This is a genomic window from Roseibium sp. M-1 (genome assembly GCF_054515675.1).
In genome coordinates this window covers 3,096,835-3,121,270 of record NZ_CM137257.1, presented here as the reverse complement: position 1 = coordinate 3,121,270, position 24,436 = coordinate 3,096,835, and the positions used below count along the sequence as shown (strand labels likewise).

Genomic DNA, 24,436 nt, shown 5'->3' with positions numbered 1-24,436 from the left:
GCGTGAGAGGAAGTTTGGGGCTTTTTGTACGCGAAAATCAAGCGCCCTTGGACCCGCGCCGGTTCACGCGTATCCGTCGGAATGTCCAGGGCCGTCGCGATTTCCGGCTGATCGGGGGAGTGCTATTGGAGTTTCGCGGTCATGACCTTGAGGCCTGCCAGCCCGAAGCCGATCGAAAAGGCTGCCTCGAACCACCGGCGCAGCTTCAGGTATCCTCTGTTGAACACCGGAACGGAAAACAGCAGCGCATAGGCATGGAAGAGAACAAAGCTCTGCACCCCCACCACTGCAACAACGAGAGCAAGCTGCAGCGGCGATGCGGAGGCAGGGACCCCGATTGAATAAAGGGACCCGAAGAACAGGATCGCTTTTGGATTGGTGAGGTGCAGCGCCAGTCCTTTCAGATAGAGCGTTCTGTACGAACCCTGCATCTGTTTCGGTTTCACGCCTTTTGCCGCGAGAGCCGACCTGGCGGATTTCCAGGCGAGAAACAGGAGATATCCGGCACCGAAATACCGGAGGATTTCCAGCACCCAGACATTGGCCGCCATCACCGCGCTCAAGCCTGCTGCAGCCGCAATCGACCAGATCAGGGAACCGGTGGTAATGCCGCTGGCGAGCGAAAGCCCGGCCTTGCGTCCCGCCCCCATGGAGGTCCCGGCCAGAGCCAGGGTCGCCGGTCCCGGGCTGACGGTGGCAATCAGCGCGGCCAGCAGAATGAGCGGCAAGTTAACGTCCTGAATCACAACGAGCTTCTCCCAATCGAGGATGTCATGATTGGATGTGATACCTGTTTTTTCAAGCGGTTTCCTGCAGCCAGTCGCGGAAGGCGGCGACCGGACGGGTGAGGGTGCGGGCCGGAGAGCGCACGAACCAGTAGCCTGTGTCGAGTTCAACCAGCTTCCAGTCCGGCATGACGAGATGGCCCGCGGCCAGCTCCTGTGACACGAAACGGCGGTCGATCACGATCGCTCCCATGCCGGCAATCGCCGCCTGGATGGCAAGGTCACGGCTCTGCAGCACGGTGCCGGATTTGGTTTCCGGATGGGCGAGGTCCGCCTCCTGCAGCCAGCGCACCCAGTCGCCGCGCCGCGAGGCGCTGTGCAGAAGGCGCAGGCCTGTCAGGACGGTGGGATCGGCGGCATCCTTGCCCCGCAGCAGGCCCGGGGCTAGCGCAACGGCCAGATGTTCCTTCCACAGAAGCCTGCTTTCCACGCCCGGCCAGTTGCCGGTGCCGAGGCGTATGGCGCAGTCGTAATTCTCACGGTCGAGATCGACCATCCGGGTGGAAGCGGAGAGCAGCAGTTCCACATCCGGCTGGTTCGCCTGGAAATCCGGCAGGCGCGGGATCAGCCAGCGCGTGGCGAAGGTCGAGACGGTGCTGATCCTGAGTTCCGTGCGCCCGCGCCGGCGGAAGCTGTCGACGGCGTCTTCGATCCGGTCGAAGGCATCGCCGAGGCTGAGCGCCAGGCGCTGGCCTTCCTCGGTCAGGGTCAGCCCGCGCCCGTCGCGGTTGACCAGCGTCGCACCCAGCTCGTTTTCCAGCTTGCGCATCAGGTGGGAAAGCGCTGACGGCGACACGCCGAGCTTCTCCGCCGCCAGCGACGCGCGGCCGTGTCGGGCCAGCAGGGAAAAGGCATGAAGCGCGCGCAGGGACGCCATCGCAGGTCTCCGGGACAGTTGAATATTCTTCAATAATGAAGCGCGGAGGTTCTGTCGAGACCACAGACGAAACGTCATGCTTTGCCGGCGGAACTTTTGGTGTGAGCTTCGCTTATGGCGGCCACGGCCCTTCCGAAATCCGCTCGAACGATGATCGCGTCAGACCGCAACTCGGCCGCTTGTTCCCCGCTCCCCCCTTTTGGGGTAGGGCAATCGTATTTGGAGTATATCCAATTCGGTGCGTATGACAGATGACCTCTTCAGTGTCACCCCGGACAAGCGAAGCGCAGATCCGGGGCCTACTCTCAGAGCCACTTGTCCAAACGCACAAGGTTTCATGAAGAAGTGGCTACCACTCCAGCTCTCTGGAAGCGAGTAGGCCCCGGGTCTCGCGATGCTCGCCCGGGGTGACACCCGTGTTTTCTGCAGGCCTCTTTCAAATCCGATTGCCCTGCCCTCAAAGGAGAGAGGGGAGTAAGTCGAGAGCCGATTGCGTCCCGAACCTGCAAGATTAAGAAATTTCCGGATTTAAGCCGCTCGAGGCTTCCCTTCGGGCAGATACCAAACGCCAGACCCTAACCCAAGGCGCCCAGCACAGCCTTCAGGAACCCGGTCAGGTCGTCGGTGACGAAGTCGACATAGGGGGTCGGCTCGTCTTCCAGGTCCCACGCTTCACGGAACACTTCGCGAGTCCCGGACGGGATGATCAGCGTCGTGCACATGCCGAGCTGGTGCGGCACCTGAAGGTTTCGGGACAGGTCCTCGAACATGGCCGCGCGGGCCGGTGCGATGCCAGTGCGCTCAAGGAACTTGTCGTAGGTCTCGCGGTTGGGTTTCGGAATGAGATCGGCGGAGACGATGTCGAAGATATCCTCGAAATGGTTCGAAATGCCGAGGGCCGCCGCGGTGCGTTCCGCGTGCGGACGGTCGCCGTTGGTGAAGATGAACTTGCGGCCCGGCAATGCCTCGATGGCATTGCCAAGATCCGGGTTCGGCGCCAGACCCGAATAATCGATATCGTGGACGAAATGCAGGTAATCGTCCGGATCGATGTTGTGGGTCGTCATCAGGCCGCGCAGCGTCGTGCCGTATTCGCGGTAGAGTTCCTTCTGCCGCGCCATCGCCTCGTCGCGGCCAAGATCCATAAGCTTCTGCAGGTAACGCGCAATCTGTTCGTCGATCTGGGCGAACAGGTCGCATTCATGCGGATAAAGCGTGTTGTCGAGGTCGAAGACCCAGGCTTCGACGCCCTTGAACAGGCGCAGGTCGCTCTTGTGCGCGTGGGGCCCTTCACCGGGCAGGGGGCGTTTTCCGGTCACGGGCGGATCAGGGTCCCGGCGCCACCGTCGGTGAAAAGCTCCAGGAGCACGGCATGGGGCACCTTGCCGTTCAGGATGACGACGCCTTCGACACCGCGCTCCAGAGCCTCGATGCAGGTCTCGACCTTCGGGATCATGCCGCCGGAGATCGTGCCGTCGGCGATCAGTTCATGCGCCTTGGCAACGGTCAGCTGCTTGATCAGGTTGCCTTCCTTGTCCAGCACGCCCGGGACGTCGGTCAGGAACAGCAGCCGTGTGGCATTCAGCGCGCCGGCAATGGCGCCTGCTGCCGTGTCGGCATTGATGTTATAGGTTTCGCCGTCTTCTCCCGGGGCGACGGGGGCGACAACCGGAATGATGTCTTCCTTCAGGACGAGCTTCAGGACGGTCGGGTCGACCTTGTCCGGTTCGCCTACGAAACCGAGATCCAGAACGCTCTCGATATTGCTGTCCGGATCGACGACGGTACGGGTCAGCTTGCGGGCGGTCACAAGGTTGCCGTCCTTGCCGCACAGGCCCACGGCCCGGCCGCCTTCAGCGTTGATCAGCTGCACGATTTCCTTGTTGATCGAGCCAGCCAGCACCATTTCGACCACTTCCACGGTCGCCTTGTCGGTGACGCGCAAGCCGCCCTTGAACTCGCTGACGATGTTGAGCCGCTGAAGCATCTTGCCGATCTGCGGCCCGCCGCCATGAACCACCACCGGATTGACGCCGGACTGGCGCAGCAGCGTGATGTCGCGCGCAAAGGCCTGGCCGAGTTCCGGATCGCCCATGGCATGGCCGCCATATTTCACGACAACGGTCTTGTCGTCATAGCGCTGCATATAGGGCAGGGCATGGGCGATGATATTGGCGCGGGTGGCGGTGTCGGGCGTGGTCATGGATGCTTGAAATCTCTGCGTGGCTGAGAAGGGTCTCGCGAAAGACCCCTGCTATAGCGGGTTTCCCCTGCCTTCACAATGACAAGCGTGGAGTGAGTCAAGGAACGCAGATCTCATCGACGTCGTTCTGCAAAGTTCAGCTACTGTGCGATAGATCTGTTGTTTGTTGCGGAGCTTTGCCACACCCCGCACTCTCAACTTCATGGTAGAGCTAGTGCATTTGGAGGATATCCTTGTTCGGTGCGTTTGACAGATCACAACGGTGTCACCCCGGACGAGCGAAGCGCAGATCCGGGGCCTACTCGCAGAGCCACTTGCCAAAACAAGCAAGGTTTCATGAAGACGTGGCCCCCACTCCAGCTCTCTGGAAACGAGTGGGCCCCGGGTCTCGCGATGCTCGCCCGGGGTGACACCAGTGTTTTCTGAATGACTATTTCAAATGCGATCGCCCTGCTCCGCATGGTAGGAGAGGGAAGCAAGCTGCAAGGTCGTTAATGTCTGCGGCTCAAGACCGCCTACTGCGTTGCCAGCAGGTAAAGTTCGGCGCGGAGCTCGTCGACGCCTTTGTCCTTTTCCGACGAGGTCGCAAGGATCTCCGGATAGGCGGCAACGCGCTTCTTCAGGATTTCCTTGGTCTCGTCGATCAGCCGTGTGAGCTGGGTCGGCTTGATCTTGTCCGACTTGGTCAGCACCACCTGATAGACGACGGCGGCCTTGTCGAGCAGTTCCATGGCTTCCAGATCGTTCTTCTTGATGCCGTGGCGGGCATCGATCAGGAGGATCACGCGGCGCAGGTTCGGACGTCCGCGCAAGTAGGAGAACACCAGCTTCGTCCACGCCTCGACCAGCTCCTTCGGTGCCTGGGCATAGCCGTAGCCGGGCATGTCGACGATGGTCAGCGGCGTTTCCGGCGCGATGAAGAAGTTCAGCATCTGCGTGCGCCCGGGCGTTGCCGACGTGCGCGCAAGGCCCTTGCGGCCGGTCAGCGCGTTGATGAGGCTCGACTTGCCGACGTTGGAGCGCCCGGCAAAGGCGATCTCCGTGCCGGTGGCTTCGGGCAGGTTGGCCATGTCTGTGACGCTGGTCAGAAAGTCCCAGGGCCGGCAGAACATCAGCCGGCCGGCCTCCAGGGCTTCGTTGGTATAGGTTTGATCGTCGCTCATGAGCGCCTTCTACCCTGCCTTTCTGGCGGCGTCGAGCACGTCCTTGCCGTCGTCGGTCCCGGCAGCGGCCTCCAGTGCGGCGATGTCGCCGCCGCGGATGGCATCGAGGTGCCGGGAGATCTTCTCCACGGGCCAGTCCCACCAGGCGATTTCCAGAAGGCGCTCTATCGTGGCCTCGTCGAAGCGCAGCTTCACCACGCGGCCCGGATTGCCGACGACGACCGCATAGGGCGGCACGTCGGAGGCGACCACCGCATGCGCGCCGATGATGGCACCTGAGCAGATGGTGACGCCGGGCAGGATGGTGGCATTGGTCCCGAACCAGACGTCATGGCCGACGACGGTGTCGCCCTTCAGATGATCGAAGATCGTCGCCGGATCGAAGCCCTGCTCCCACCCGTTGGCGAAGATGTTGAAGGGATAGGTCGAGAACCCCGTCATGGCGTGGTTGGCCCCGCTCATGATGAAGGTCGTTCCCTGCGCCAGCGCGCAGAAACGGCCGATCTTCAATTTGTCGCCGACGAAGTCGAAATGATAGCGCACGTTGCGGGTCTCGAACTCCGCTGCGTGGGTCTCGTCATTGTAATAGGTGTAGTCGCCGATCTCGATGGTCGGGCGGGTGACGACGTTCTTCAGGAAAACCGTGTGTGGTTCGCCGTGAAAGGGATGAAGCGTGTCGGGGGACGGTCCGTGCATGGAGCCTCCAGTAAAAGCAAGACAAGGGAAGAGGGAAAACGCGTTCCTTGACGCGGTCGACCTGCCGGTTGGCGCTTCGCCTTGCGGGAAAGGTCTTGCCTTAGTGGATCATTGGTCCGTGCACTCCTTTTAAGAACGGGATTGGCACCGCAAGCCGGGCCTTCGAAGCCGGAATGAAACATGGCCCGCGCGGCGAGGTCAAGCCAGGTGTTTTGCCATACTCGGTTTTGAAAACCGCTGTGTCTTTCCAGAAACAGCAACTGGAACGTTTTGAATGCCGGCCGGAGAGGAAAACACCAGCGGTTTTTGCCGGTTTTTGCTGTGCGCACCGTCACAGGGTTCCTGCGGTTCCCGTCGTTATCTTGCTGCCATCGGACAGGGTTCCTGTCTCCACGCAGAGGAGAGACGACGATGCCACACATGCAATGGAATGCTTTCAAAAGGGAAGTCGAAGCGCTGCAGGATATCTACCGGCAGGACAACACATGGGTTGGCTGGTGGCGTCATGCCTCCTGGAACAACGCCTGTGTCATGCCTGCCTATATCCGGGCTGCTTTCCGGCTTTACGAGGCCACGGCAAGAAACGAACTTGAAATCGTCGTTCTGGGCGGCACCAGCATCCGCATGGCGCGGGACCTGATCTTCGCCTTCGGGATCACCGGCCTGAACGGCATCCAGGATGCCCCGACGGTGGTTGCAGCCCGCGCAGCGGAAGCCGATCGCAACGCGCCGCGACCGACGGTGGACCGGAACGGCGTGCCGCTTCCTGCGCCTGCAAATCCGGACAATCGCATCGTCCCGGTAAACGGCGTCGGCAGCATCCTCAGCGAGGACCGCTGGACACCGATCCTGAACGACGCGCTGATCGTCGGTTCGGCGACCGCCCAGCATGATTTCGTGATCGCACTTGACCGTTACGAGCAGGGCATCTGGCGCGAATGTGAAGCCACGCTGAAGCCGGAACTGGCGCGGATGCGCACCCGCTATGCGGCGCGGTTTGGCGGCAATCCGCCTGAATCCTTTCTGAAAAGCACCGACGAATACAGGCAGATGGTCTGGCAGAAGTTCTTCAACTGGAACCTGAAGATGTTCTGGGACACGAACCACAACGTACCGCGTGTCCTCACGCGCGAATTGCTCGGTCTGTCCATGTTCGGTTACGAGGTCAAGCTGGGCGACAAGCAGATCGGGTTCCGCCCGAACCCGAATGCGCCGGACCCGACCTTTACGGCCTATGTCAACGGATTGCGCAACATGCGTTTCCAGGACAACACGGCACGGTCGCGGATCATGCAATCGCTGTCGATGTTTCTTCTCGGCAACAACCACGACATCGGCTTCTCGGCGGACCGGAATGCCGTTCGGGGTATGCCGATTGTGGGAGGGCAGCCGATACGCCTCGTGTAACTTTCTCCAGGCATCAGACGCCGGAATTAGAAAAGGCCCCGCCGGATGGCGGGGCCTTTCTCGTTTTTGCTGCAGGCGGATGCAGCGTCAGTTCTTGTCGTTGGCGGCCGGCTTCTTCTTCTTGAAGAGGGAGCCGAGATTGTCCCACAGTTCCACCTTGGCGCCCTGGCGCCGCATGATCACATACTGCTGCGTCACCGACAGGGTGTTGTTCCATGCCCAGTAGATCACGAGACCGGCCGGGAACGACGCCAGCATGAAGGTGAAGATCACCGGCATCCAGGTGAAGATCATCTGCTGGGTCGGATCGGGCGGAGCCGGGTTCATCTTCATCTGGATGAACATGGTGATGCCCATGACCAGCGGCCAGACGCCGAGCACCAGCAGCGAACCGATGATCGGAAGGCTGGTCGGATCGTAGGGAAGCAGGCCGAACAGGTTGAACAGGTTCGTCGGATCCGGCGCGGACAGATCCTGGATCCAGCCGAAGAACGGCGCGTGGCGCATTTCGATGGTGACGTAAAGCACCTTGTAGAGGGCGAAGAACACCGGGATCTGGACAAGGATCGGCAGACAGCCGGCCAGCGGGTTGATCTTCTCCTTCTTGTAGAGCTCCATCAGCGCCTGCTGCTGCTTCTGCCGGTCGTCGGCATATTTCTCGCGGATTTCCGTCATCTGCGGCTGCACGAGCTTCATCTTGCTCATGGAGACGTAGGACTTGTTGGCCAGCGGGAAGAAGATCAGCTTGACGATAACGGTCACAAGCAGGATGGCGATGCCGAAATTGCCGGTCAGATGGAAGAACCAGTCGATACCGAAGAACATCGGCTTGGTGAGGAAATAGAACCAGCCCCAGTCGATGAGGAGTTCGAACCGCTTGATGCCGAGCGCTTCCTCATAACCGTCGAGGAGCTTGGTTTCCTTGGCACCGGCAAAGAGATAGGAACTCGTCTCGCCGGTCGCTCCGGCGGCGATGGTCACCGAATCCAGGAGATAGTCCGTCTGGTAATAGCCGGTCTCAGCCGAGTACTTGAAGCTCGGCTGAAAGGCTTCGCCGGGCAGCGGGATCAGCGTTGCCGCCCAGTACTTGTCGGTCATGCCGAGCCAGCCCTGGTCGACCTTTGCCGGGCGGACGCCGCCGTCCTCGGCCAGATCGGAATAGCCGATCTCCGTCAGGCCTTCCTCGCCGAAGACGCCGATGAGGCCTTCATGCAGGATGTAGATGCTCTGGCTTTCGGGAAGGTTGCGGCGGGCGACGAGGCCGTAGGGGTAGAGCGTGAGGTCCTTGTCCGTCGCGTTCACGACCGACTGCTCGATCGTGAACATGTAGTTCTCGTCGACCGAATAAGTCCGCTTGAAAGTCAGGCCCGCGCCGTTGTCCCAGCTCAGGGTCAGCGGTGTCGACGGGGTCAGCTTCGCGTCGCCATCGGCGGTCCAGACCGTGGCGGGGCCTGGAAGAGCGACGTCCGAGCCCGGATCGGGAGCCCAGCCGTATTCGGCATAATAGGGCTGCGGTGCCGTGGACGGAGAGAACAGCACGACGGTCGGGCTGCTCTTCTTGACGGTCTCGTGGTAGTCCTTCAGCCGCAGGTCGTCGAGCCGGCCACCGGTCAGGTTGACCGAGCCTTCCAGGTGAGGCGTGTCGATGACGACGCGCTTGGTGGCGGCAAGGGCAGCCTCGCGGTTGGCGAACGTGGTCTGCTGACCGGCCGCCGGGGCGGTGGCGTCGGCGCCCTGTGTTCCGGGGCCCTGTGTTCCGGGACCCTGGGTGGTCGGCTGCGGAGCGGACGGATTGGCGCCGCCGGTGGCTGTCTGTCCACTCATTTCCTGCTGAGCCTGGATTTCGGCCTGCTTGCGCTGCAGTTCCGGTCCGGCAACAAAAGTCTGCCACCCTATCAGAATGATCACCGACAGGACGACGGCAAGAATCATGTTGCGATTATCAGACATCAACTGGAATTACCCCTGTTTTCTGCGCGATGCCGCGTGCCTCTTCTGGCCCGGCCTGCGTGGCTTGCCCCGTCCGCGCGGCGTTTGCGGATCCAGCACCTCGCCAAGGCCAGACTTAAGGTCTGCAACGAGTTTTTGAAAGGGAAGAGTGAGGGCGGTGTCGCGGGCAACCAGGACGAAATCCGCCTTTTGCGGCACATCCTCAGGCATGAGTTCGGCCACGGCGGCGCGAAGCCGCCGCTTGATGCGGCTGCGGATGACCGAATTGCCGGTTTTCTTGGTGACCGTATATCCGACCCGCGGCGCGTCGTCGCTGTCGCGGTTCAAGCCCTGAACGACAAAAGCGCGCCGGCCCAGCCGGCCGCCTTTGGCGACCGCCAGGAATTCGGAGCGCTTTTTCAAAGTGTCCATAGCGGCGGATTGGTGTTGGCAGACGCCGCCAACCCGGCGCGCTGCGGGCTGGTCGCCTATCAGGCGCTGAGGCTCTTGCGGCCCTTCGCGCGGCGGCGAGCAAGCACCTGACGGCCATTTTTGGTGGCCATACGTGCGCGGAAGCCGTGGCGGCGCTTGCGGACAAGACGGCTCGGTTGATACGTACGCTTCATTGTTCTTCCCCGCGCGGCTTAATGCGCGGCCCTTGTTCATTTTTAAATTCTTTGGAGGAAGCACCCGAAGCGCTTCAAAGAGCGCGGCTCCTTAAGCCTGGGTCCGAATGCATGTCCCGATCGGCGCGCTTATAAGGGCCATGCTTCGCCAAGTCAACTTTACGAGGCCAAGATTCTGCGTTTTCCTCTCGATCACACACTGGTGAAGCGAAAATGGCCGGGCGTCACTTATCAGTGAAGCACGGTTCTTTTTACGAGGTTTAAGGTACACCTGCCTATCAGTTGAGAAAAACCCGGGCCTCGGCCTTTCAAAATGAACAGCTGATGGAAACGCTCATGCAGGGTGAAGAGGCCGAGAAGATGACGCCGCCGAGGGACAGGGAGCCGGCTGCCGGGGAAGGGGATACCCGCTCATTCACACACATCTTGCGCAAGTGGGGGCCCCTGGCGGTGCTGCTGGCGCTGATGGGCCTGGGATTCGCCTTCGGGCTGCACCGGCAATTGTCGCTTTCCAACCTGATCATGCAGCGCCAGGATCTTGCTGCCTTCGTCGATCAGAATCTGGCGCTCGCTCTTCTTGCCTATCTCGCCACCTATGCGGTTGCGGTCGCACTGTCCTTTCCGGGAGCCTCGTTCCTGACCATTGCCGGCGGTTTTCTGTTCGGCTGGCTGGCCGGCGGCGTGGTGACCGTCGCCGGTGCGACAATCGGCGCCTGCGCGGTTTTTCTTGTGGCGCGGTCCTCCTTCGGCGAGATCCTGACAAACCGTGCCGGTCCGTTTCTTGCCCGTCTGGCGGAGGGTTTTCGCGAAGATGCCTTTCATTATCTTCTCTTCCTGCGGCTGACGCCGGTGTTTCCCTTCTGGCTGGTCAATATCGCCCCGGCCATCTTCAGGATGCCGCTCTTTCCCTACGCACTTGCGACCTTCGCCGGCATCATCCCGGGCACCTTTGCCTACACCTTCATCGGCAGCGGGCTCGACAGCGTAATCGCGGCGCAGGAGGCAGCACACCCCGGCTGTGCCGCCGCTGGCAGCTGCCACATCGACGTTGCCGCCCTGGTGACACCGCAGCTCATTGCCGCCTTTTTCGTTCTCGGGATCGCCAGCCTCATTCCGGTCGTTCTGAAACGGCTCCGTGCCCGCTAAACTGCCGCCGTCCCATGCCGAATCGGAGCTCTCCATGGCCAAACTGCTGACCCCGGACATCTGTGTGATCGGCGCCGGTTCCGCCGGCCTGTCCGTCGCCGCGGCTGCCGCCGCCTTCGGTGTCGATGTGGTGCTGATAGAAAAGGGCCTGATGGGCGGCGACTGCCTCAACTTCGGCTGTGTCCCTTCCAAGGCCTTGCTGGCGGCGGCCAAGGCTGCCCGGTCCGGCAGCGCGGCAGATCGCTTCGGTATCCGTTTTGAAGGCCCGCAGATCGACTTTGCCAAGGCGAACGATCATGTGCGCCAGGTGATAGCGGCCATCGAGCCGCACGATTCGCAGGAGCGGTTCGAAGGACTGGGCGTCACTGTCCTGCGCGGGGAGGCCGAATTCACCGGGGCGGACACCGTCACGATGGGCGGCACGGAGATCAGGGCCAGGCGCTTCGTCGTTGCAACGGGTTCCTCGCCGCTCGTGCCGCCGGTCCCGGGCCTGGACCAGGTGCCGTTCCTCACCAACGAGAGCCTGTTCGAGCTGCGCGACCGCCCGGAGCATCTGGCCATCATCGGCGGAGGTCCGATCGGCCTGGAAATGGCGCAGGCCCATCGCCGGCTGGGTTCCAGGGTGACGGTCTTCGAAGCCCAGGCCGCGCTCGGCAAGGACGATCCGGACCTGGCCGGGATCGTGCTGGAGCAGCTTCGCGGCGAGGGCATCGAGATCCTGGAGAACACGGCGGTTGAGGGTGTCGCCGCCTCGGGCGACGGTGTCACTGTCTCGGCAAGGGGACCGGATGGCAACGCTCTTGAGATCCCGGCTTCCCACCTTCTGGTGGCAACCGGCCGGGCGGCGAATGTCGAAGGGCTGGGGCTCGACAGGGCTGGAATCGATCATGACCGCAAGGGCATCAGGGTGGACAAGGGACTGAGGACGTCCAACCGGCGCGTCTATGCCATCGGCGATGTCGCCGGTGGTCTGCAGTTCACCCATGTCGCCGGTTATCAGGCGGGCCTCGTCATCCGCTCGATCCTGTTCCGCCTGCCGGTTTCCATGAACAGCGACATTGTGCCCTGGGTTTCCTACACTGCGCCGGAGCTGGGTCATGTCGGCTTGAGCGAAGCCGCGGCGCGCGCGCGCTACGGCGACAGGGTCAAGGTGCTGAGCGCGGATTATGCCGGCAACGACAGGGCCCAGGCCGAGGCAAAGACGATCGGAAGGCTCAAGCTGATCGCCGGTCCGCGTGGCCGCCTTCTCGGTGCCGGTATCGCCGGAGCGGAGGCCGGCGAAATCGTCAATCTTCTGTCGCTGGCGATTTCCAAAAGCATGACGATGAAAGACCTTGCCGGTTTCATCGCGCCCTATCCCACACTTGGAGAGCTGGTGCGCCGTGCGGCAATTTCTTACTATGCGGAAGCTCCCAAAAATGCTTGGGTGCGCCGGGTGATCGCATTGCTGCGCCTTTTCGGCTGAGCTGTCGCCCATTGCCGGCATGAGGGGCCGGCGCGAGACGGAATGCGCCGGGCAGGCTTTAAAGAGCGCGGTCCGGCACTTTGGGAAGACGCAACATGAAGCATGAGGGCGCGCCGCAAGGCGCCGCTGTTCCGCCGGAAGAAGAGACCGCAGGCGGCCGGTCCGGGGATGGCTTTGGCCGCTACCGTTTTGGCGGCCTCTCCGGCAAGCTGTTGCTCATGACCGTTGTCTTCGTGATGCTGGCCGAAATCCTGATCTACGTGCCGTCGATCGCCAATTTCCGCAACACCTGGCTTATGGACCGCCTGACGACGGCTGGCGTTGCCGCCTCGGTACTGGCGGAAACCAACACGATTGCCCCCAGGCTGCAGGAAGAGCTGCTGCGCACCACCGGTGCCCTGGCGATTTCCCTCGACGAAGGCTCGCGCCGCAGCCTGATCGCCATGAGCAACGTGCCCTCCGAGATGGATTTCGTCGTCGACATGAGGGAGGTCACGCCCTGGTCGGCAATCCTGAACAGTTTCGAGATCCTGACCTATCGCGGCGATGGCGCCATCCGTGTGATCGGTGTTGGCCTGATGGGCCATACCGAACATGTCGACGTGGTTCTGCCTGTGGCGCTTCTGCAAAAGGACATGCTCGCCTTTTCCGGCCGCATCCTTGCCCTGTCGCTGGTCATTTCGGTGATTACCGCCAGCCTTGTCTATGTGACGCTACGAGCGCTCTTCATCCGGCCGCTGCGCCGGCTGACCCGGTCCATGGAACGGTTCGCCGAAAGCCCGGAGGATTCGTCGCTCATCATGTCTGTCTCCGGCCGCCGCGACGAGCTCGGCGACGCGGAGATCCGCCTTGCGACCATGGAGGAGGCCCTGTCGCGGGCGCTGCACCAGAAACAGCGCCTTGCCGATCTCGGCCTTGCCGTTTCCAAGATCAACCACGACCTGCGCAATCTCCTGGCCTCGGCGCAACTGTTCCTGGAGCGCCTGGAACATGTGCCCGATCCGACAGTCAAGCGCCTGGCGCCGAAGATCCTGGCAACCCTCGACCGTGCCGTCGGCTACACCCAGGCGGTGATGTCCTACGGCAAGGCCCAGGAACGGGCACCGCAGCGCCGGCTGCTGGCGCTGCGCCGTGTGGGGGACGACGTCGCCGACGTTCTGGCGCTGGCCGACCGCGGCACCATCACCTTCGACAACAAGGTGCCGGCGGAATTCGAGATCGACGCCGATCCGGAACAGATCTTCCGCGTGCTGCTCAATCTGGTGCGCAACGCGTTGCAGGCGCTCGAAACTGAAAAGGACGAGACGCTGGTGCGCCGCATCACGCTGGAAGCCGAGCGCGAGGGACAATGCGTCCGCGTGCGCGTCACCGACACCGGCCCGGGCATTCCGGACAATATCAAGAAGGCCCTTTTCAAGGCGTTCCACAGCGGCTCCAAGAACGGCGGCATCGGCCTTGGCCTTGCCATCGTCGCCGAATTGCTGCGCGCCCACGGTGGCAGCATCCGCCTCGACGAGACCCGCTCGGGCACTTGCTTCTGCCTGGAGGTGCCGGACCGCAAATCGTGACCCGGCTTCAACCCGGGGTTCCGTTATGCACGGCTAAGTCTCAAGGATTTCTGCGGCTTTCGGAACAATGTGACAATTCCTTGAAAAAAAGTTCAAAAAGGTTCTTGCAATCCCCTCGGGACCGCAGTAGGTAAGCGCCCTGTCCGGGGCACACTACGACGCCCCGCAGCGCCGAGACGGTCTTCAGGGAAACCCCAGGATGACACGATCTTCGCACATAAGCACCGGTAGCTCAGCTGGATAGAGCACCAGACTACGAATCTGGGGGTCGGGAGTTCGAATCTTCCCCGGTGCGCCAATCTTCTCAATGACTTAGCCTGTGGATGAATTTCGTCGAAACTTGGTGGCGTCCAAGTGGCGTCCAACCTCAATACGAGCCCGTCCAAGCGTTCGATTGGTCACTCTCGGCCCACGTCTCCGCCGTGTTGTTGTTGTTGTTGTCATTCCGGCGGTGCGGCAAGTGCCGCGACTTGTCACATGCTGTTATCGCGATCGCGGAGGGGCGTTGGTAGCGGAGGACCGCTACCGTCGATCCGCCCATCGATGCGAAGCGCGTTATCGGCTGCGTTTTTTCTCGCTTCAATTGGCAGTGTAGATAGGTCCTTGGCATGTCTCGTTTGGGGCGGTCTGCGGACTGACTGCTCCTGGGATGAGTAGAAGAATAGCTGACGTACCGCAAACAGAGCGGCACTGGAGGCCATATGTGTCGTCCTTTTTGGTAATGACATGGACGCATACGTAAGCAGGTTGATGTGAAAAGCGGGTGCGGGAAACACAACAGGATCGGACTATTCGCAACGGGAATGAATGGGCCTATACTCACCCTATGGACAAAAGATTCACGGATAGCCAGGTTCTGGGAGAGTTGGGGGAGACTGCGGTCAAGAAGATCGTACTCGAAACCGGCTTTATTTATGAAAACAGAGGAAGGTTTGAGGCTGGAACCGATGGCTTGATTGAGCTGCGCGATCGGAGAAACGGTGCGCCGCTAGGAAAGCTGTTGGGTGTGCAGGTTAAGTCGTCGGCTGATGGCAAATATGTGCGGGAGACGGATCAGCAGTTTGAATATGTGATTAAGGCCGCCGACCTTGCATATTGGCGCAAATACAACATCCCGGTCATCATCGCCCGCAAAGGCGCTGACAAAAATGCCCAATAGACAATCCAAGGTGCGCTACGGGAACACGGCAAACTGGTCTTGTGCATCACGTTGAAAGAGCTATGTGACCTCCTGCGTGGGTGGGACGCTGGAGAAGACCCGAACAACCTGATGGTCGCGAAACTGGACGAACTGCTGATGACGATCGCGCGCTGATATTGATCTGTTGAATAAGATCTGGCCTTCGGCTTTCGCGTGAAGTCTGCAAAGCGCCAGCATTGAGGGCAATGCAAGCTCCAGAAGATCATCCTGAAACTCACATTTCGGGCCCTCGGAAGAGTCCGTTTTTGAAACCCAACCAACGCAGCTTTATCGTCAGAATTGAGAGCGCACTGTTCAAGGGCTCATAATACTGAAGCCACTGATGAACCCTTGGAGTTGGCGGATGGCGGCTTTGAATATCAGAGCAGCCATCTCATTTGTTTAAGAGATTGGCTGTTCCCGCATATAAGCCAATGCCTTGTCGAGTGTCGGAACCGTCGCCTCGGGCGTAAAATCTGGCAACGGTTTGCGACCGGTTCCACGATCGACCCAGATGCAGCGAAATTTCATTTCTCGCGCAGCAACCAGATCTAGGTGTGGACTTGCGCAAATGTGGAGAACTTCCTCAGGTGAAACCCCAAGCGACTTGTGGGCAAATTCGAAAATTTTGTTTGAGGGCTTGTAGGCACCGGCCTGTTCCGCCGTGATAACACGATCAATATGACCATCTAGCTGGGCAACGTTGCCGGCGATGATGTCATCATCGGTGTTCGAAATGAAACAGAGATTGAAACCCATTTCCTTGAGTCCGTGGAGTGCGCCGGGCACCTCGGGGAAGGGAGGCATCTTCGATATGCTTTCCGTCAGGATCTCAATGTCGCCGGGACCGTATCTGAGGCCCAGTTCCTTCATGGCAAGTTGCAGAGCGGTTCCGGCAACGTCCCGGAATTTCCGGTGGGGCGGTGTCTGTTCCAGTGAGTGTTCATATCTGTCGTAGACCGAAATCAGCGTTTTGACGTCGACCTTGGTTTTGTCCTGTCTCTGAAGGATGTTTTCGACGGCCGCGACAAGGCCCTCGTCCCACTGGATTAGGGTTCCGTAACAGTCGAACGTCAGCCATTTTGGCCTTTTGCCTGAATTCTGCATGATCGTCTCCGGGATCTCTGAGGCGTCCGGCCGGAGCGGGCCGGACGCCAGGTTGATTGAAATGCGTGAGTTCGTCCTGACCGTGGACAGCGTATCGCAGGATCGTCTAGAAACGGGGCATGACGGCTCCTTCGGATGCTGGCGCGACGTGTTCGGAATAGAACTTGAGATAGCCGCGGGAGACACGGGGTTCCGGAGCGACATAACCCTCGAAGCGCCTTGCGATTTCTTCCGGGCTTACGTCCAGATCGAGTGTTCGTTCAGCGAGGTTGACGGAGATCTTGTCATTGTCACGTACCACCGCGATCGGTCCACCCCTGGCAGCTTCCGGCGTGACGTATCCGATCGCCGGTCCGTGTGTCGCACCAGAGAACCGGCCGTCCGTCACGAGAGCGCAAGTTTCGCCGAGGCCCGCCCCCATCACGGCCGAAGTCGCGCCGAGCATTTCGCGCATGCCCGGTCCACCCTTGGTGCCTTCGTTGCGGATCACGATACAGGTGCCGTGTCCAATCCTGCCGCCGCGAATTGCCTCGATTGCGGCTTCTTCGTCTTCGAAGACCCTGGCCGTCAGGGTCACATCCCACATCGACTTGGCAACACCGGATGCTTTCACGACCGCGCCTCCAGGGGCGAGTGAACCTTTAAGAATATAAAGCGAACCTTCGTTTTCGACCGGGTTCGTTTCGGAGTGGATGCAGTCGCTGTTCGAAATCTCGGCCTTGGCAACAATCTCACCGGCTGTCTGGCCCGATACGGTCATCGCATCAGCATGAATGCGGCTGCCGAGGGCCTTCATCACTGCCGGTACGCCACCGGAAGTTCCGAGTTCCGTAACGCCCCATGGGCCGGAAGGGGCAAGTTTCACGAGCGTCGGTGTCGTGCGGCTCAATTCGTCCCAGGTGTCGAACGACAGGTCGATACCGGCCTCCTGTGCCATGGCAATCATGTGCAGCACCATATTGGTGGAGCCACCGACAGCCATGCCGACGCGCATGGCATTTTTAAATGCTTCTTTGGTCAGAATCTTGGACGGACGAATGTCTTCGCGGAGCAAGTCCATGATCCGCATGCCAGTGTATTTTGCCGCCCGGAGCTGATAGTTGCTGCCCGCCGGAAGCGTACCAGAGTGGGGTAGTGCAAGACCCAGTGCTTCGGTGTAGATACCGGCGGTATTCCCCGATGTGGCCGTGTCGCACGCCCCGGCGAACGGGAAGTGGTGATCTTCAAGACCTTTGAGATCCTCGCGTGATACCTTGCCAAGGATATGTTCGCCCACAGCGTCATAGACGGTTTCAAGGAAAACCTTCTTGCCCTTGTAGATGCCGGCTTCCGTTGGGCCGCCATAGATCAGGATTGCCGGAATATCGAGACGGGCGGCGGCCATGACCATGCCGGGCATGACCTTGTCGCCGGAACCGATCAGCACCATGGCATCCAACCGATGCCCTTCCACCATGAGTTCGATCATGTCCGCGACAACATCGCGGCTGGGAAGAACATAGCGCATACCGACGGAAGCGAAGGTCTCGCTGTCGGTAACATGGAAGGTGTTGAATTCGCACGGCGTTCCACCCGCCATCCGGATCCCGGCCTTGACCGCGTCCGCTACTTGCCGCAGATGGGCGTTTTCCGGCGAAAAGTCCTGATAGGTGTTGACCACTGCAATCATCGGCCGTTCGAACTCTTCGTCGATCAATCCGGCTCCCTTGGCCCAAGCCCTTTGCAGGGAGCGTTCCGTGCCCTGGAATTGCTTCTTGCTGCGCATGTTTCTTCCTCACAAGTAAGATTGTTGATTGTTGACAATTTGGTCAAGCGCCTGTTTGACCGGGCTTGCCAACGCTGGCCGGTTTTCCGCTTACCGCCCGTCAGCCGACGGACAGGTATTTGTGTTTGAGATCGTCGTTGCTGTTGAGGTCGTCGAAATCGCCGTGGTAACGAACCTCGCCGGTCTCGATGATGTAGACCTTGTCCGCAATCGCTTCCGAAAAGGCGAGGTTCTGCTCTGAAAACAGCAGCGTCAGACCCATGTTCTTCAGCACATTGATCTGCTTCGACAGGGCGCTGACCACGGCAGGCGCCAGTCCTTCAACGGGCTCGTCGAGCAGCAGAAGGGACGGATTGCCCATGAGAGTTCTGCCGATCGACAGCATTTGCTGTTCGCCACCGGAGAGATATGCACCAACGCGCTTGTCGAGTTTCTTGAGCATCGGAAAGAGCTCGTAGATTGCTTCGATCGACCAGCTGGCGGCAGCCTGGGAGGCTGCGGGTTTAATGCCGACTTCCAGGTTCTGCCGGACGGTGAGATCAGGAAAAATGATCCTTTCCTCAGGCACATAGCCCAGACCGAGACGCGCAATATCCACCGAGCTCCTGCCTGCGAGCTCCTCGCCATTGAAGCGCACGGATCCCCGTGTCGGCTTCAGGACGCCCATGATCGATTTCAGGGTCGTGGTCTTGCCCGCACCGTTCCGTCCGAGCAGGCAGACGGTGGTCCGGTCCTCTATATCGAGCGTAATTCCGAACAGGACATGGCTCGTGCCGTAATGGGCTTCCAGATCCCGAACTTGAAGGGTTGGCATCACACTTCCTCCCCGAGATAGACTTTGCGGACCGTTTCGTCGGCGCGGATGGTTTCCGGCGAACCGGTCACCAGGAACTGGCCCCGGTGGAGAAGACTGATCCGCTCCGCATGATTGAAGACGACACCCATATCGTGCTCGGTGAAGAGAACGCTGACCTTGAGCTCCTCGTTGAGCCGGTCGACCAGGTCCATGGTTTCGCCGGTTTCCCGGACGGACATGCCTGCGGTCGGCTCGTCGAGCAGCAGCAGTTTGGGCTGGCCGGCAACCGCAATCGCGAGCTCAAGCTTCTTCTTGTCACCTTGCGAAAGTTCTCCGGCATTGACGGCAGAACGGTCGAGCAGGCCACAAAGAGTGAGAACTTCCGCCGTCCGGTCGCTGCCGAGGGTGGCGGCGGACCTGAGGAGGTGCAGTGTTTTTCCGGCATGAGCGTGAACCGCGGTGCGGACATTTTCCCACACACTCATGCCCGTGAAGACATTGCTGACCTGAAACGCCCTGGAGACACCTGCCTTGACGATGCGGTGGGGCGACCAGGACGTGATGTCCGAACCGTTATAGACGATTGCCCCTGCATCGGCCGTGTAATAGCCGGTCAGCAGATTGAAGAAGGTGCTCTTGCCGGCGCCGTTCGGCCCGATGATTGCGGATTTTTCTCCGTGTTTGAGGTCAAGCGTGACGCCCTGGGTGACATGAATGCCGCCGAAGGACTTTCTGAGATCACGTACATCGAGGATCAGGCCGGTCATCCTTGGTGTCCCCTTTCGCTGGAGGAGGAATTTTGCCGGTTCTCCACACGCTCCTGCGACTCAACGAGCCTCTGCGGCAGAAGGCTGAGCAGGCCGCCGGGCAGGAACAGCACCAGAAGCAGAATGACGGTGCCGATGGCGAGCGGCCAGAACTCCGTGTATTTGGTGACGAAAGCATGCAGGAAGGTGAACACGCTGCTGCCGAGCAGCGGTCCGAGGAAATAGCCGGCTCCGCCGATCAGCGCGGCGAAAACAGCTTCCCCGGATTTCTGCCAGCCGAGCAGGCTCGGTGCCACACTTCGGCTGAACGGCCCCCAAAGCCCGCCGGCAAAGCCTGCGAATGCGCCTGCAATGACAAAGTTTAGCCATTGGTGGAACTTGACATTGATGCCGAGGAAGGCCGCCCGGCGCTGGTTGTCGCGCAACGCCCGCAAGGTGAAACCGAACGGCGACCTCGTGATGGCGTACATCAGAAGGGCGGCGGCGGCGACAGCTGCGAAGGTGAAATAGTAATAGGCGTCCGTCGCCAGCAGCTCCTCCGGCGGCCGCAGCCCCTGAATGCCGTCGTCACCATTGGTGAAGGAATACCATTGGAAGACGATGTAATAGAGGAGTTCGCCGAACGAGAGGGTCAGGATGGCAAAGTAGATGCCGGTCAACCTGACGCAGAACCAGCCGACAACGGCGGCAACGAGCCCCGCGGCAGCGGGTGCGGCGAAGAGCGCCAGCAGAAACACACCCCAGCCAATGTCGCCGGTTGCTGCCAGCGGCGTGCGGATGAGGATCGCGGTCGTATAGGCGCCGACACCGAAAAACGCGGCATGTCCGAACGAGATCTGGCCCATGTAACCAAAGATGAGATTGAAGCTCATGGCAAAGAGCCCGAGGATCAGGATCTCGTTGATCACGTGCAGCCAGAATTCGCTGAGTAGGATCGGCGCCAGGCCGAAAGCTGCCAGCAGGCAGGCCGCCAGCACCCATGAGATGGTGGAGAAGCGGGTGGCTGGTGCAGCGGTGAGAAAGAGTGTCTGGTTCATACCCGCAACTCCGTTCCAAAGAGGCCCCAGGGCCGGAAGATCAAGGTCGCGATCACGAACAGGAACACTGTCGCCAGAGCGCCGTCGGGCCAGAGCAGAATAACAAACGAGTAGGTGATGCCGATTAAAAGGGCAGCGACGAAGGTTCCGAAGATGCTGCCGAAACCGCCAACGACCACGACGGCGAAACACTGGACGATGAGATCCATATCCGCTCCGAGTGCGAGCGGCGTCAGGGGCAGTGTGACCGCACCGGCGAGGCCTGCGAGGCCGACGCCGATGCCGAACACGACCATGTAGATGGTCGAGATGCGGATGCCGAGCGCTTCAACCATTTCGCGGCTGTGCACCGCGGCGCGCACGATATGGCCGAGACGGGTTCTGGTCATGAAGAGATGAAGGCCGGCCAGCACAAGAAGGCCGGCAACGATAATCACGAAGTAATAGGCGTTCACGAAGGAACCCGCGATCTGGACCGGTGGCAGGCCCAGGAAGACCGACCGGTCCTGGACACCCCAGACCAGCTTGATGAGGTCGCCGAAAATCAGGACTAGGGCAAAGGTCAGCAGAAGCTGTTCGGGCACCGCCCGCTGGTACATTTTCTGAACCAGGGTCTTTTCGAGCGCGAAGCCGAGCAGCGTGAGCGCGCCGACGCTGGCGAGGACGACAGGTATCATCCAGGCCGGGTTGGCCCCGGCAGCCGGCGCGAACGCCGTCAAGACCGTGTAGCCGATATATCCGCCCAGCAACCAGAAGGTCGCGTGCGCGAAGTTGAGAATATTCATCACCCCGAAGATGAGAGAGAGCCCGGATGCCACGAGAAAAAGAAGCATTCCTCGTGACAATCCGGCCATGAGCTGCGGGAAGATGAAATCGAAACCGAAATCCATCTTGAGTGTTCCGTCTGGAATTTTCTAGAAAGCCCGCCAACGGCGCGGCGGGCTGGCACATTGTGACCGAGGCTGCTTCAGCCGCGCTGTTTGCGGCCCTGCGATACTTCCTCGCATGAACCCCAGACCTCTTCTGCGGCGACTTCGATCATCGCGCCCCGCTTGTAGATCGGGAAATCGAACTCCGGGTCGTCATAGACCTGGCCGATATAGGTCGGAACATTGAGCTGATTGTCGCATGTCCGGAAGGTACGTTCTCCACGGCCTGTCTTGAGAGTTGCACCCGTAAGCGCTTTTTTGATTGCTTCCGTCTCTATGGAGCCCGCCTTTTCCACGGCTTGTTCCAGGCCGTAGACGACATCGAAATTCATGCACGCCATATCGGTCGGATAAGCGTTTTCCGCCTTGCGGTACATTTCGATGTATTTTTGCATGACCGGTTCGTCCAGATGGGCGAAGAAGGCGCAGCGGGAAACCCCAACGAGACCGCGGGGCAGCGTGTCTTTTTGCTGCTGGAGTTCGACAGTCGTGATCTGGCCGCCGACAACGGACGTGACATGCAGCATCCCCATAGCCTGCCCCTGTTCCATGAACGTGCGCGCGTCCTTGCCCGCGATTGCCGGAAACACGAAATCCGGTTTCTGTGCCATGATGCCGGAAATGTAGGCGCCGAGATCGGTTTCACCCAGTTTGAACCAGAGTTCGCGCTGCAGCCCGGCTTCCGGATACCGGGTTTTCAGGCCATCGACGAAACCGGCCTGCGTGCCGCGTCCCCATTCATAGTCCTGACCGATGGTGACGTAATTTTTCCAACCGTTCTCCTTAGCCAGCTTCTCAACAGCGATCACAATTGCCGAGGCCATCATCCGGGTGTTCGGGCCGAACTGGAATGTGTACGGGCTGAAATTTTCACCGTTGATCGTTGCCGAATTGGAGATCGATGCAAGTTGCAGAACTTTTGCCTCGTAGGTGATCTCCTGCAGTGCCAGTGCGCAGGCGCTGGAATAAGTGCCGATAATGGCGCCGACCTTTTCATCGAGAATGATGGACCGACCTTCGCGGGTTGTCACATCCGGTTTGGTCTGCGTATCCCTGTAGTGGATCCTGATAGGATGTTTGCCGAGTAGGCCTCCTCGGGCGTTGATGTCGGCAACTGCGATGTTGATGGATTTGATGGCGCTTTCGGCCCAATTGGCGCCCGCGCCGGTGCTCGGCAGCAAAACGCCGAGATTGTAGTCTTCTCCGGCGGCTGCGCTGACCATGCGCGGTGCCAGGGTCATGGTGCCGGCGGCCAGCGATGTCACCAGGAATTTGCGGCGGTCGATGCTGCCGAGAATTCCATCCCACTTCTGATCTGTAATTTTTGCCATTGCTCTTCCCCTCTCGGCCTGTCCGCACCTCGAAGCGGCTGCGGTGGCTTCATCATAGAAAGATCATTAAAAGATAATTGTCAACAATCAATGATTATCTATCTATGCATACATCAGCGTGTGACATGAAAAAGGCTCTTAAATTTAAGTGCTTAACCGCTCCGTTTTAATCCGGAACGGTGCGTTCGGGGGGGCGGTTATGCGGCGAGAAATCGATGCGGGAGACCGGGCAATCAGTTATTCCCGGACTTTTCCTCCATCTTTTGGAGGTGTTTGACCAACGCCTGACCTTCTTTTTCATTGTGGGCGCGGGCAAGCAGCTCAGCCCGTTTTCGGTCGCCAGCAAGGATCGCATCCACCATCGGCTGGTGTTGCTCGACCAATGCGAACTGGTCGGGGAGCAATGCGTCCGAAGTCACTATGTATCGCTGAACCTGGCGGGAAATCAGATTGTACTGTTCTTCCAGGCGTGTGTGCCCGCTAAGGCGAATGACCATCAGGTGCAGATTGAAATCGGCCAGGGCCGCGGCCTTTTTGTCCCGTTTTTCACAGGCCCGGCGGATTTCCTCCATTCCCTTGCTCAGACGGTTCTTGCCGCGGTGCGCAATCGCGTCTGCGGCCAGTCCGGCGGCAAGCGCCTCCAAAGCACTTCTGAGGGTATAGAGCTCCCACGCGTCTTTCGCTGTTAGGGGTGCAACTTCCCACCCCGTATAGGGAACTTGAATCACGAGGCCTTCCGAAACGAGCTGGCGAAGCGCAGACCTGATGGTTCCCCGCGACAGTTCGTATTGTTCGGAAAGACCGATCTCGGTAAGTCGTTCACCGGGAGCAATCTGCCCCTCTACGATACGCCGGCGGATCGCACTGGCAGCCTGGTTGTCCAGGGTGGTGCGCTGAATTTCTGCAGCTCCCGACATGTCTTTGCCTGCTCTGTTATTGCCAATTGTCAACAATTATGTTTCACCTGCCACAAATCCGTCCGTCCCTCAAGCCAAATCTGGCTTGGTGTTTTTCCGGAGGCAGTCCATGACAGTGACAAGAGCAACGCAGGTCCTAACGCGCGCCGGCGTTCCATTTGAGCTACTTTTTTACGAGTATGATCCTTCTGCAGCTGAAATAGGCCGGCAGGCGGCGGAGGCATTGGGAATCGACCCTTCCCGTCTGCTCAAATCCCTGATGCTGGAGGCTGCCGGTAAAGCCCTGATTGCGGTCATTCCTACGGACAGACAACTAGATCTGAAGGCACTTGCCGGTGCGCTCAAGACGAAGACTTGCAAACTGATGCCCAAACCGGCTGCGGAGCGGATAAGCGGATACCTGATCGGGGGTATCAGCCCGATCGGCCAAAAGCGGAAACTGACAACGGTCATCGACAGAAGCGTTGCTGGTTATGACTGGATTGTCCTGAACGGCGGCAGGCGCGGCCTTCAAATTAAGGTATCCCCCCACGCTATCGCCGAAATATGCGAGGCGCGATTTGAGGATATTACTGGCTAGTTGCAGCCAGTTTTGATGGTACCTTACGCCTGTCGAGCTCCTCATAAGATTGGCGTCATTTTTTGCAGACCGGTACGCGTTGCGCTTGTAACACCCGATTGACGCTTAGTTGATTTAATGACCGCTCTTAGCCAAGGTGGATGACGCGTTGGATGACCGTTT

23 protein-coding genes and 1 tRNA gene are annotated in these 24,436 nt (G+C 60.0%); 7 read left to right on the top strand and 17 right to left on the bottom strand.

Features of this window, described 5'->3' with window-relative positions:
• Positions 1 to 122: 122 nt before the first annotated feature.
• From ACX3M4_RS14040 to ACX3M4_RS14015, 6 genes are all read right to left on the bottom strand, one after another.
• A complete protein-coding gene (locus ACX3M4_RS14040) occupies positions 123 to 746 on the bottom strand; it encodes a LysE family translocator (protein ID WP_459359171.1) in 624 nt (207 codons plus the stop codon).
• Positions 747 to 798: 52 nt separating this feature from the next.
• A complete protein-coding gene (locus tag ACX3M4_RS14035; protein WP_459359170.1) occupies positions 799 to 1,662 on the bottom strand; it encodes a LysR substrate-binding domain-containing protein in 864 nt (287 codons plus the stop codon).
• A gap of 575 nt (positions 1,663 to 2,237) precedes the next feature.
• Positions 2,238 to 2,981 (bottom strand): pyrimidine 5'-nucleotidase, encoded by a 744-nt coding sequence (locus tag ACX3M4_RS14030; RefSeq protein WP_459359169.1) that lies wholly within the window; start codon positions 2,979 to 2,981, stop codon positions 2,238 to 2,240.
• Positions 2,978 to 3,865, bottom strand: coding sequence for an acetylglutamate kinase (argB, locus tag ACX3M4_RS14025; protein WP_459359168.1), 888 nt, complete (start codon positions 3,863 to 3,865; stop codon positions 2,978 to 2,980). The genes ACX3M4_RS14030 and argB overlap by 4 nt, the downstream gene beginning before the upstream one ends.
• A 515-nt stretch (positions 3,866 to 4,380) precedes the next feature.
• Positions 4,381 to 5,028: a ribosome biogenesis GTP-binding protein YihA/YsxC gene (yihA, locus tag ACX3M4_RS14020; protein ID WP_459359167.1), complete on the bottom strand. Its 648-nt coding sequence runs from the start codon at positions 5,026 to 5,028 to the stop codon at positions 4,381 to 4,383.
• 9 nt (positions 5,029 to 5,037) lie between these two features.
• Positions 5,038 to 5,724, bottom strand: coding sequence for a CatB-related O-acetyltransferase (locus ACX3M4_RS14015; protein ID WP_459359166.1), 687 nt, complete (start codon positions 5,722 to 5,724; stop codon positions 5,038 to 5,040).
• 411 nt (positions 5,725 to 6,135) lie between these two features.
• Here ACX3M4_RS14015 and ACX3M4_RS14010 point away from each other — a divergent pair, with 411 nt between their 5' ends.
• Positions 6,136 to 7,131 carry a hypothetical protein gene (locus tag ACX3M4_RS14010; protein WP_459359165.1) on the top strand — a complete coding sequence of 332 codons (996 nt, stop codon included), beginning with the start codon at positions 6,136 to 6,138 and terminating at the stop codon, positions 7,129 to 7,131.
• 87 nt (positions 7,132 to 7,218) lie between these two features.
• Here ACX3M4_RS14010 and yidC read toward each other — a convergent pair whose 3' ends face one another.
• Genes yidC through rpmH form a run of 3 tightly spaced genes read right to left on the bottom strand, consistent with a single transcriptional unit; the run spans position 7,219 to position 9,686 of the window.
• A complete protein-coding gene (yidC, locus tag ACX3M4_RS14005; protein ID WP_459359164.1) occupies positions 7,219 to 9,081 on the bottom strand; it encodes a membrane protein insertase YidC in 1,863 nt (620 codons plus the stop codon).
• A 9-nt stretch (positions 9,082 to 9,090) separates the two neighbouring features.
• Positions 9,091 to 9,492, bottom strand: a complete 402-nt coding sequence (rnpA, locus tag ACX3M4_RS14000) for a ribonuclease P protein component (RefSeq protein ID WP_459359163.1) — start codon at positions 9,490 to 9,492, stop codon at positions 9,091 to 9,093.
• Positions 9,493 to 9,551: 59 nt separating this feature from the next.
• Positions 9,552 to 9,686 (bottom strand): 50S ribosomal protein L34, encoded by a 135-nt coding sequence (gene rpmH, locus ACX3M4_RS13995; protein ID WP_006934271.1) that lies wholly within the window; start codon positions 9,684 to 9,686, stop codon positions 9,552 to 9,554.
• 324 nt (positions 9,687 to 10,010) lie between these two features.
• On the opposite strand from rpmH, the gene ACX3M4_RS13990 reads away from it, so the two are divergent.
• The 5 genes from ACX3M4_RS13990 (at position 10,011) to ACX3M4_RS13970 (ending at position 15,024) form a co-directional block, all read left to right on the top strand.
• The gene (locus tag ACX3M4_RS13990) at positions 10,011 to 10,832 is read left to right on the top strand and encodes a TVP38/TMEM64 family protein (protein WP_459359162.1); all 822 of its coding nucleotides are present in this window, start codon (positions 10,011 to 10,013) and stop codon (positions 10,830 to 10,832) included.
• A 34-nt stretch (positions 10,833 to 10,866) separates the two neighbouring features.
• Positions 10,867 to 12,297: a dihydrolipoyl dehydrogenase family protein gene (locus ACX3M4_RS13985; protein WP_459359161.1), complete on the top strand. Its 1,431-nt coding sequence runs from the start codon at positions 10,867 to 10,869 to the stop codon at positions 12,295 to 12,297.
• 95 nt (positions 12,298 to 12,392) lie between these two features.
• Positions 12,393 to 13,865: a sensor histidine kinase gene (locus ACX3M4_RS13980; RefSeq protein WP_459359160.1), complete on the top strand. Its 1,473-nt coding sequence runs from the start codon at positions 12,393 to 12,395 to the stop codon at positions 13,863 to 13,865.
• Between the two features lie 221 nt (positions 13,866 to 14,086).
• A tRNA-Arg gene (locus tag ACX3M4_RS13975) sits at positions 14,087 to 14,163 on the top strand.
• Between the two features lie 465 nt (positions 14,164 to 14,628).
• Positions 14,629 to 15,024, top strand: coding sequence for a DUF4365 domain-containing protein (locus tag ACX3M4_RS13970; protein ID WP_459359159.1), 396 nt, complete (start codon positions 14,629 to 14,631; stop codon positions 15,022 to 15,024).
• A gap of 423 nt (positions 15,025 to 15,447) precedes the next feature.
• Here the strand turns inward: ACX3M4_RS13970 and ACX3M4_RS13965 are convergent, their stop codons facing one another.
• From ACX3M4_RS13965 to ACX3M4_RS13930, 8 genes are all read right to left on the bottom strand, one after another.
• Positions 15,448 to 16,152: a haloacid dehalogenase type II gene (locus ACX3M4_RS13965; RefSeq protein ID WP_459359158.1), complete on the bottom strand. Its 705-nt coding sequence runs from the start codon at positions 16,150 to 16,152 to the stop codon at positions 15,448 to 15,450.
• 106 nt (positions 16,153 to 16,258) lie between these two features.
• Positions 16,259 to 17,917: a dihydroxy-acid dehydratase gene (gene ilvD, locus ACX3M4_RS13960; RefSeq protein WP_459359157.1), complete on the bottom strand. Its 1,659-nt coding sequence runs from the start codon at positions 17,915 to 17,917 to the stop codon at positions 16,259 to 16,261.
• Between the two features lie 100 nt (positions 17,918 to 18,017).
• The gene (locus tag ACX3M4_RS13955) at positions 18,018 to 18,731 is read right to left on the bottom strand and encodes an ABC transporter ATP-binding protein (protein ID WP_459359156.1); all 714 of its coding nucleotides are present in this window, start codon (positions 18,729 to 18,731) and stop codon (positions 18,018 to 18,020) included.
• Positions 18,731 to 19,480, bottom strand: coding sequence for an ABC transporter ATP-binding protein (locus ACX3M4_RS13950; protein WP_459359155.1), 750 nt, complete (start codon positions 19,478 to 19,480; stop codon positions 18,731 to 18,733). The genes ACX3M4_RS13955 and ACX3M4_RS13950 overlap by 1 nt, the downstream gene beginning before the upstream one ends.
• Positions 19,477 to 20,517, bottom strand: coding sequence for a branched-chain amino acid ABC transporter permease (locus tag ACX3M4_RS13945; protein WP_459359154.1), 1,041 nt, complete (start codon positions 20,515 to 20,517; stop codon positions 19,477 to 19,479). Before ACX3M4_RS13945 ends, ACX3M4_RS13950 begins: the two co-directional genes overlap by 4 nt.
• The gene (locus ACX3M4_RS13940; protein ID WP_459359153.1) at positions 20,514 to 21,407 is read right to left on the bottom strand and encodes a branched-chain amino acid ABC transporter permease; all 894 of its coding nucleotides are present in this window, start codon (positions 21,405 to 21,407) and stop codon (positions 20,514 to 20,516) included. The genes ACX3M4_RS13945 and ACX3M4_RS13940 overlap by 4 nt, the downstream gene beginning before the upstream one ends.
• Positions 21,408 to 21,484: 77 nt before the next feature.
• On the bottom strand, positions 21,485 to 22,777 hold the full coding sequence (locus tag ACX3M4_RS13935; RefSeq protein ID WP_459359152.1) for an ABC transporter substrate-binding protein: 1,293 nt from the start codon (positions 22,775 to 22,777) through the stop codon (positions 21,485 to 21,487).
• Positions 22,778 to 23,010: 233 nt separating this feature from the next.
• Entirely contained in the window at positions 23,011 to 23,694 is a 684-nt protein-coding gene (locus tag ACX3M4_RS13930) for a GntR family transcriptional regulator (protein WP_459359151.1), read from the bottom strand.
• A gap of 109 nt (positions 23,695 to 23,803) precedes the next feature.
• Between ACX3M4_RS13930 and ybaK the strand changes: the two genes are divergently transcribed.
• Positions 23,804 to 24,274 carry a Cys-tRNA(Pro) deacylase gene (ybaK, locus tag ACX3M4_RS13925; protein ID WP_459359150.1) on the top strand — a complete coding sequence of 157 codons (471 nt, stop codon included), beginning with the start codon at positions 23,804 to 23,806 and terminating at the stop codon, positions 24,272 to 24,274.
• Positions 24,275 to 24,436: the final 162 nt, after the last annotated feature.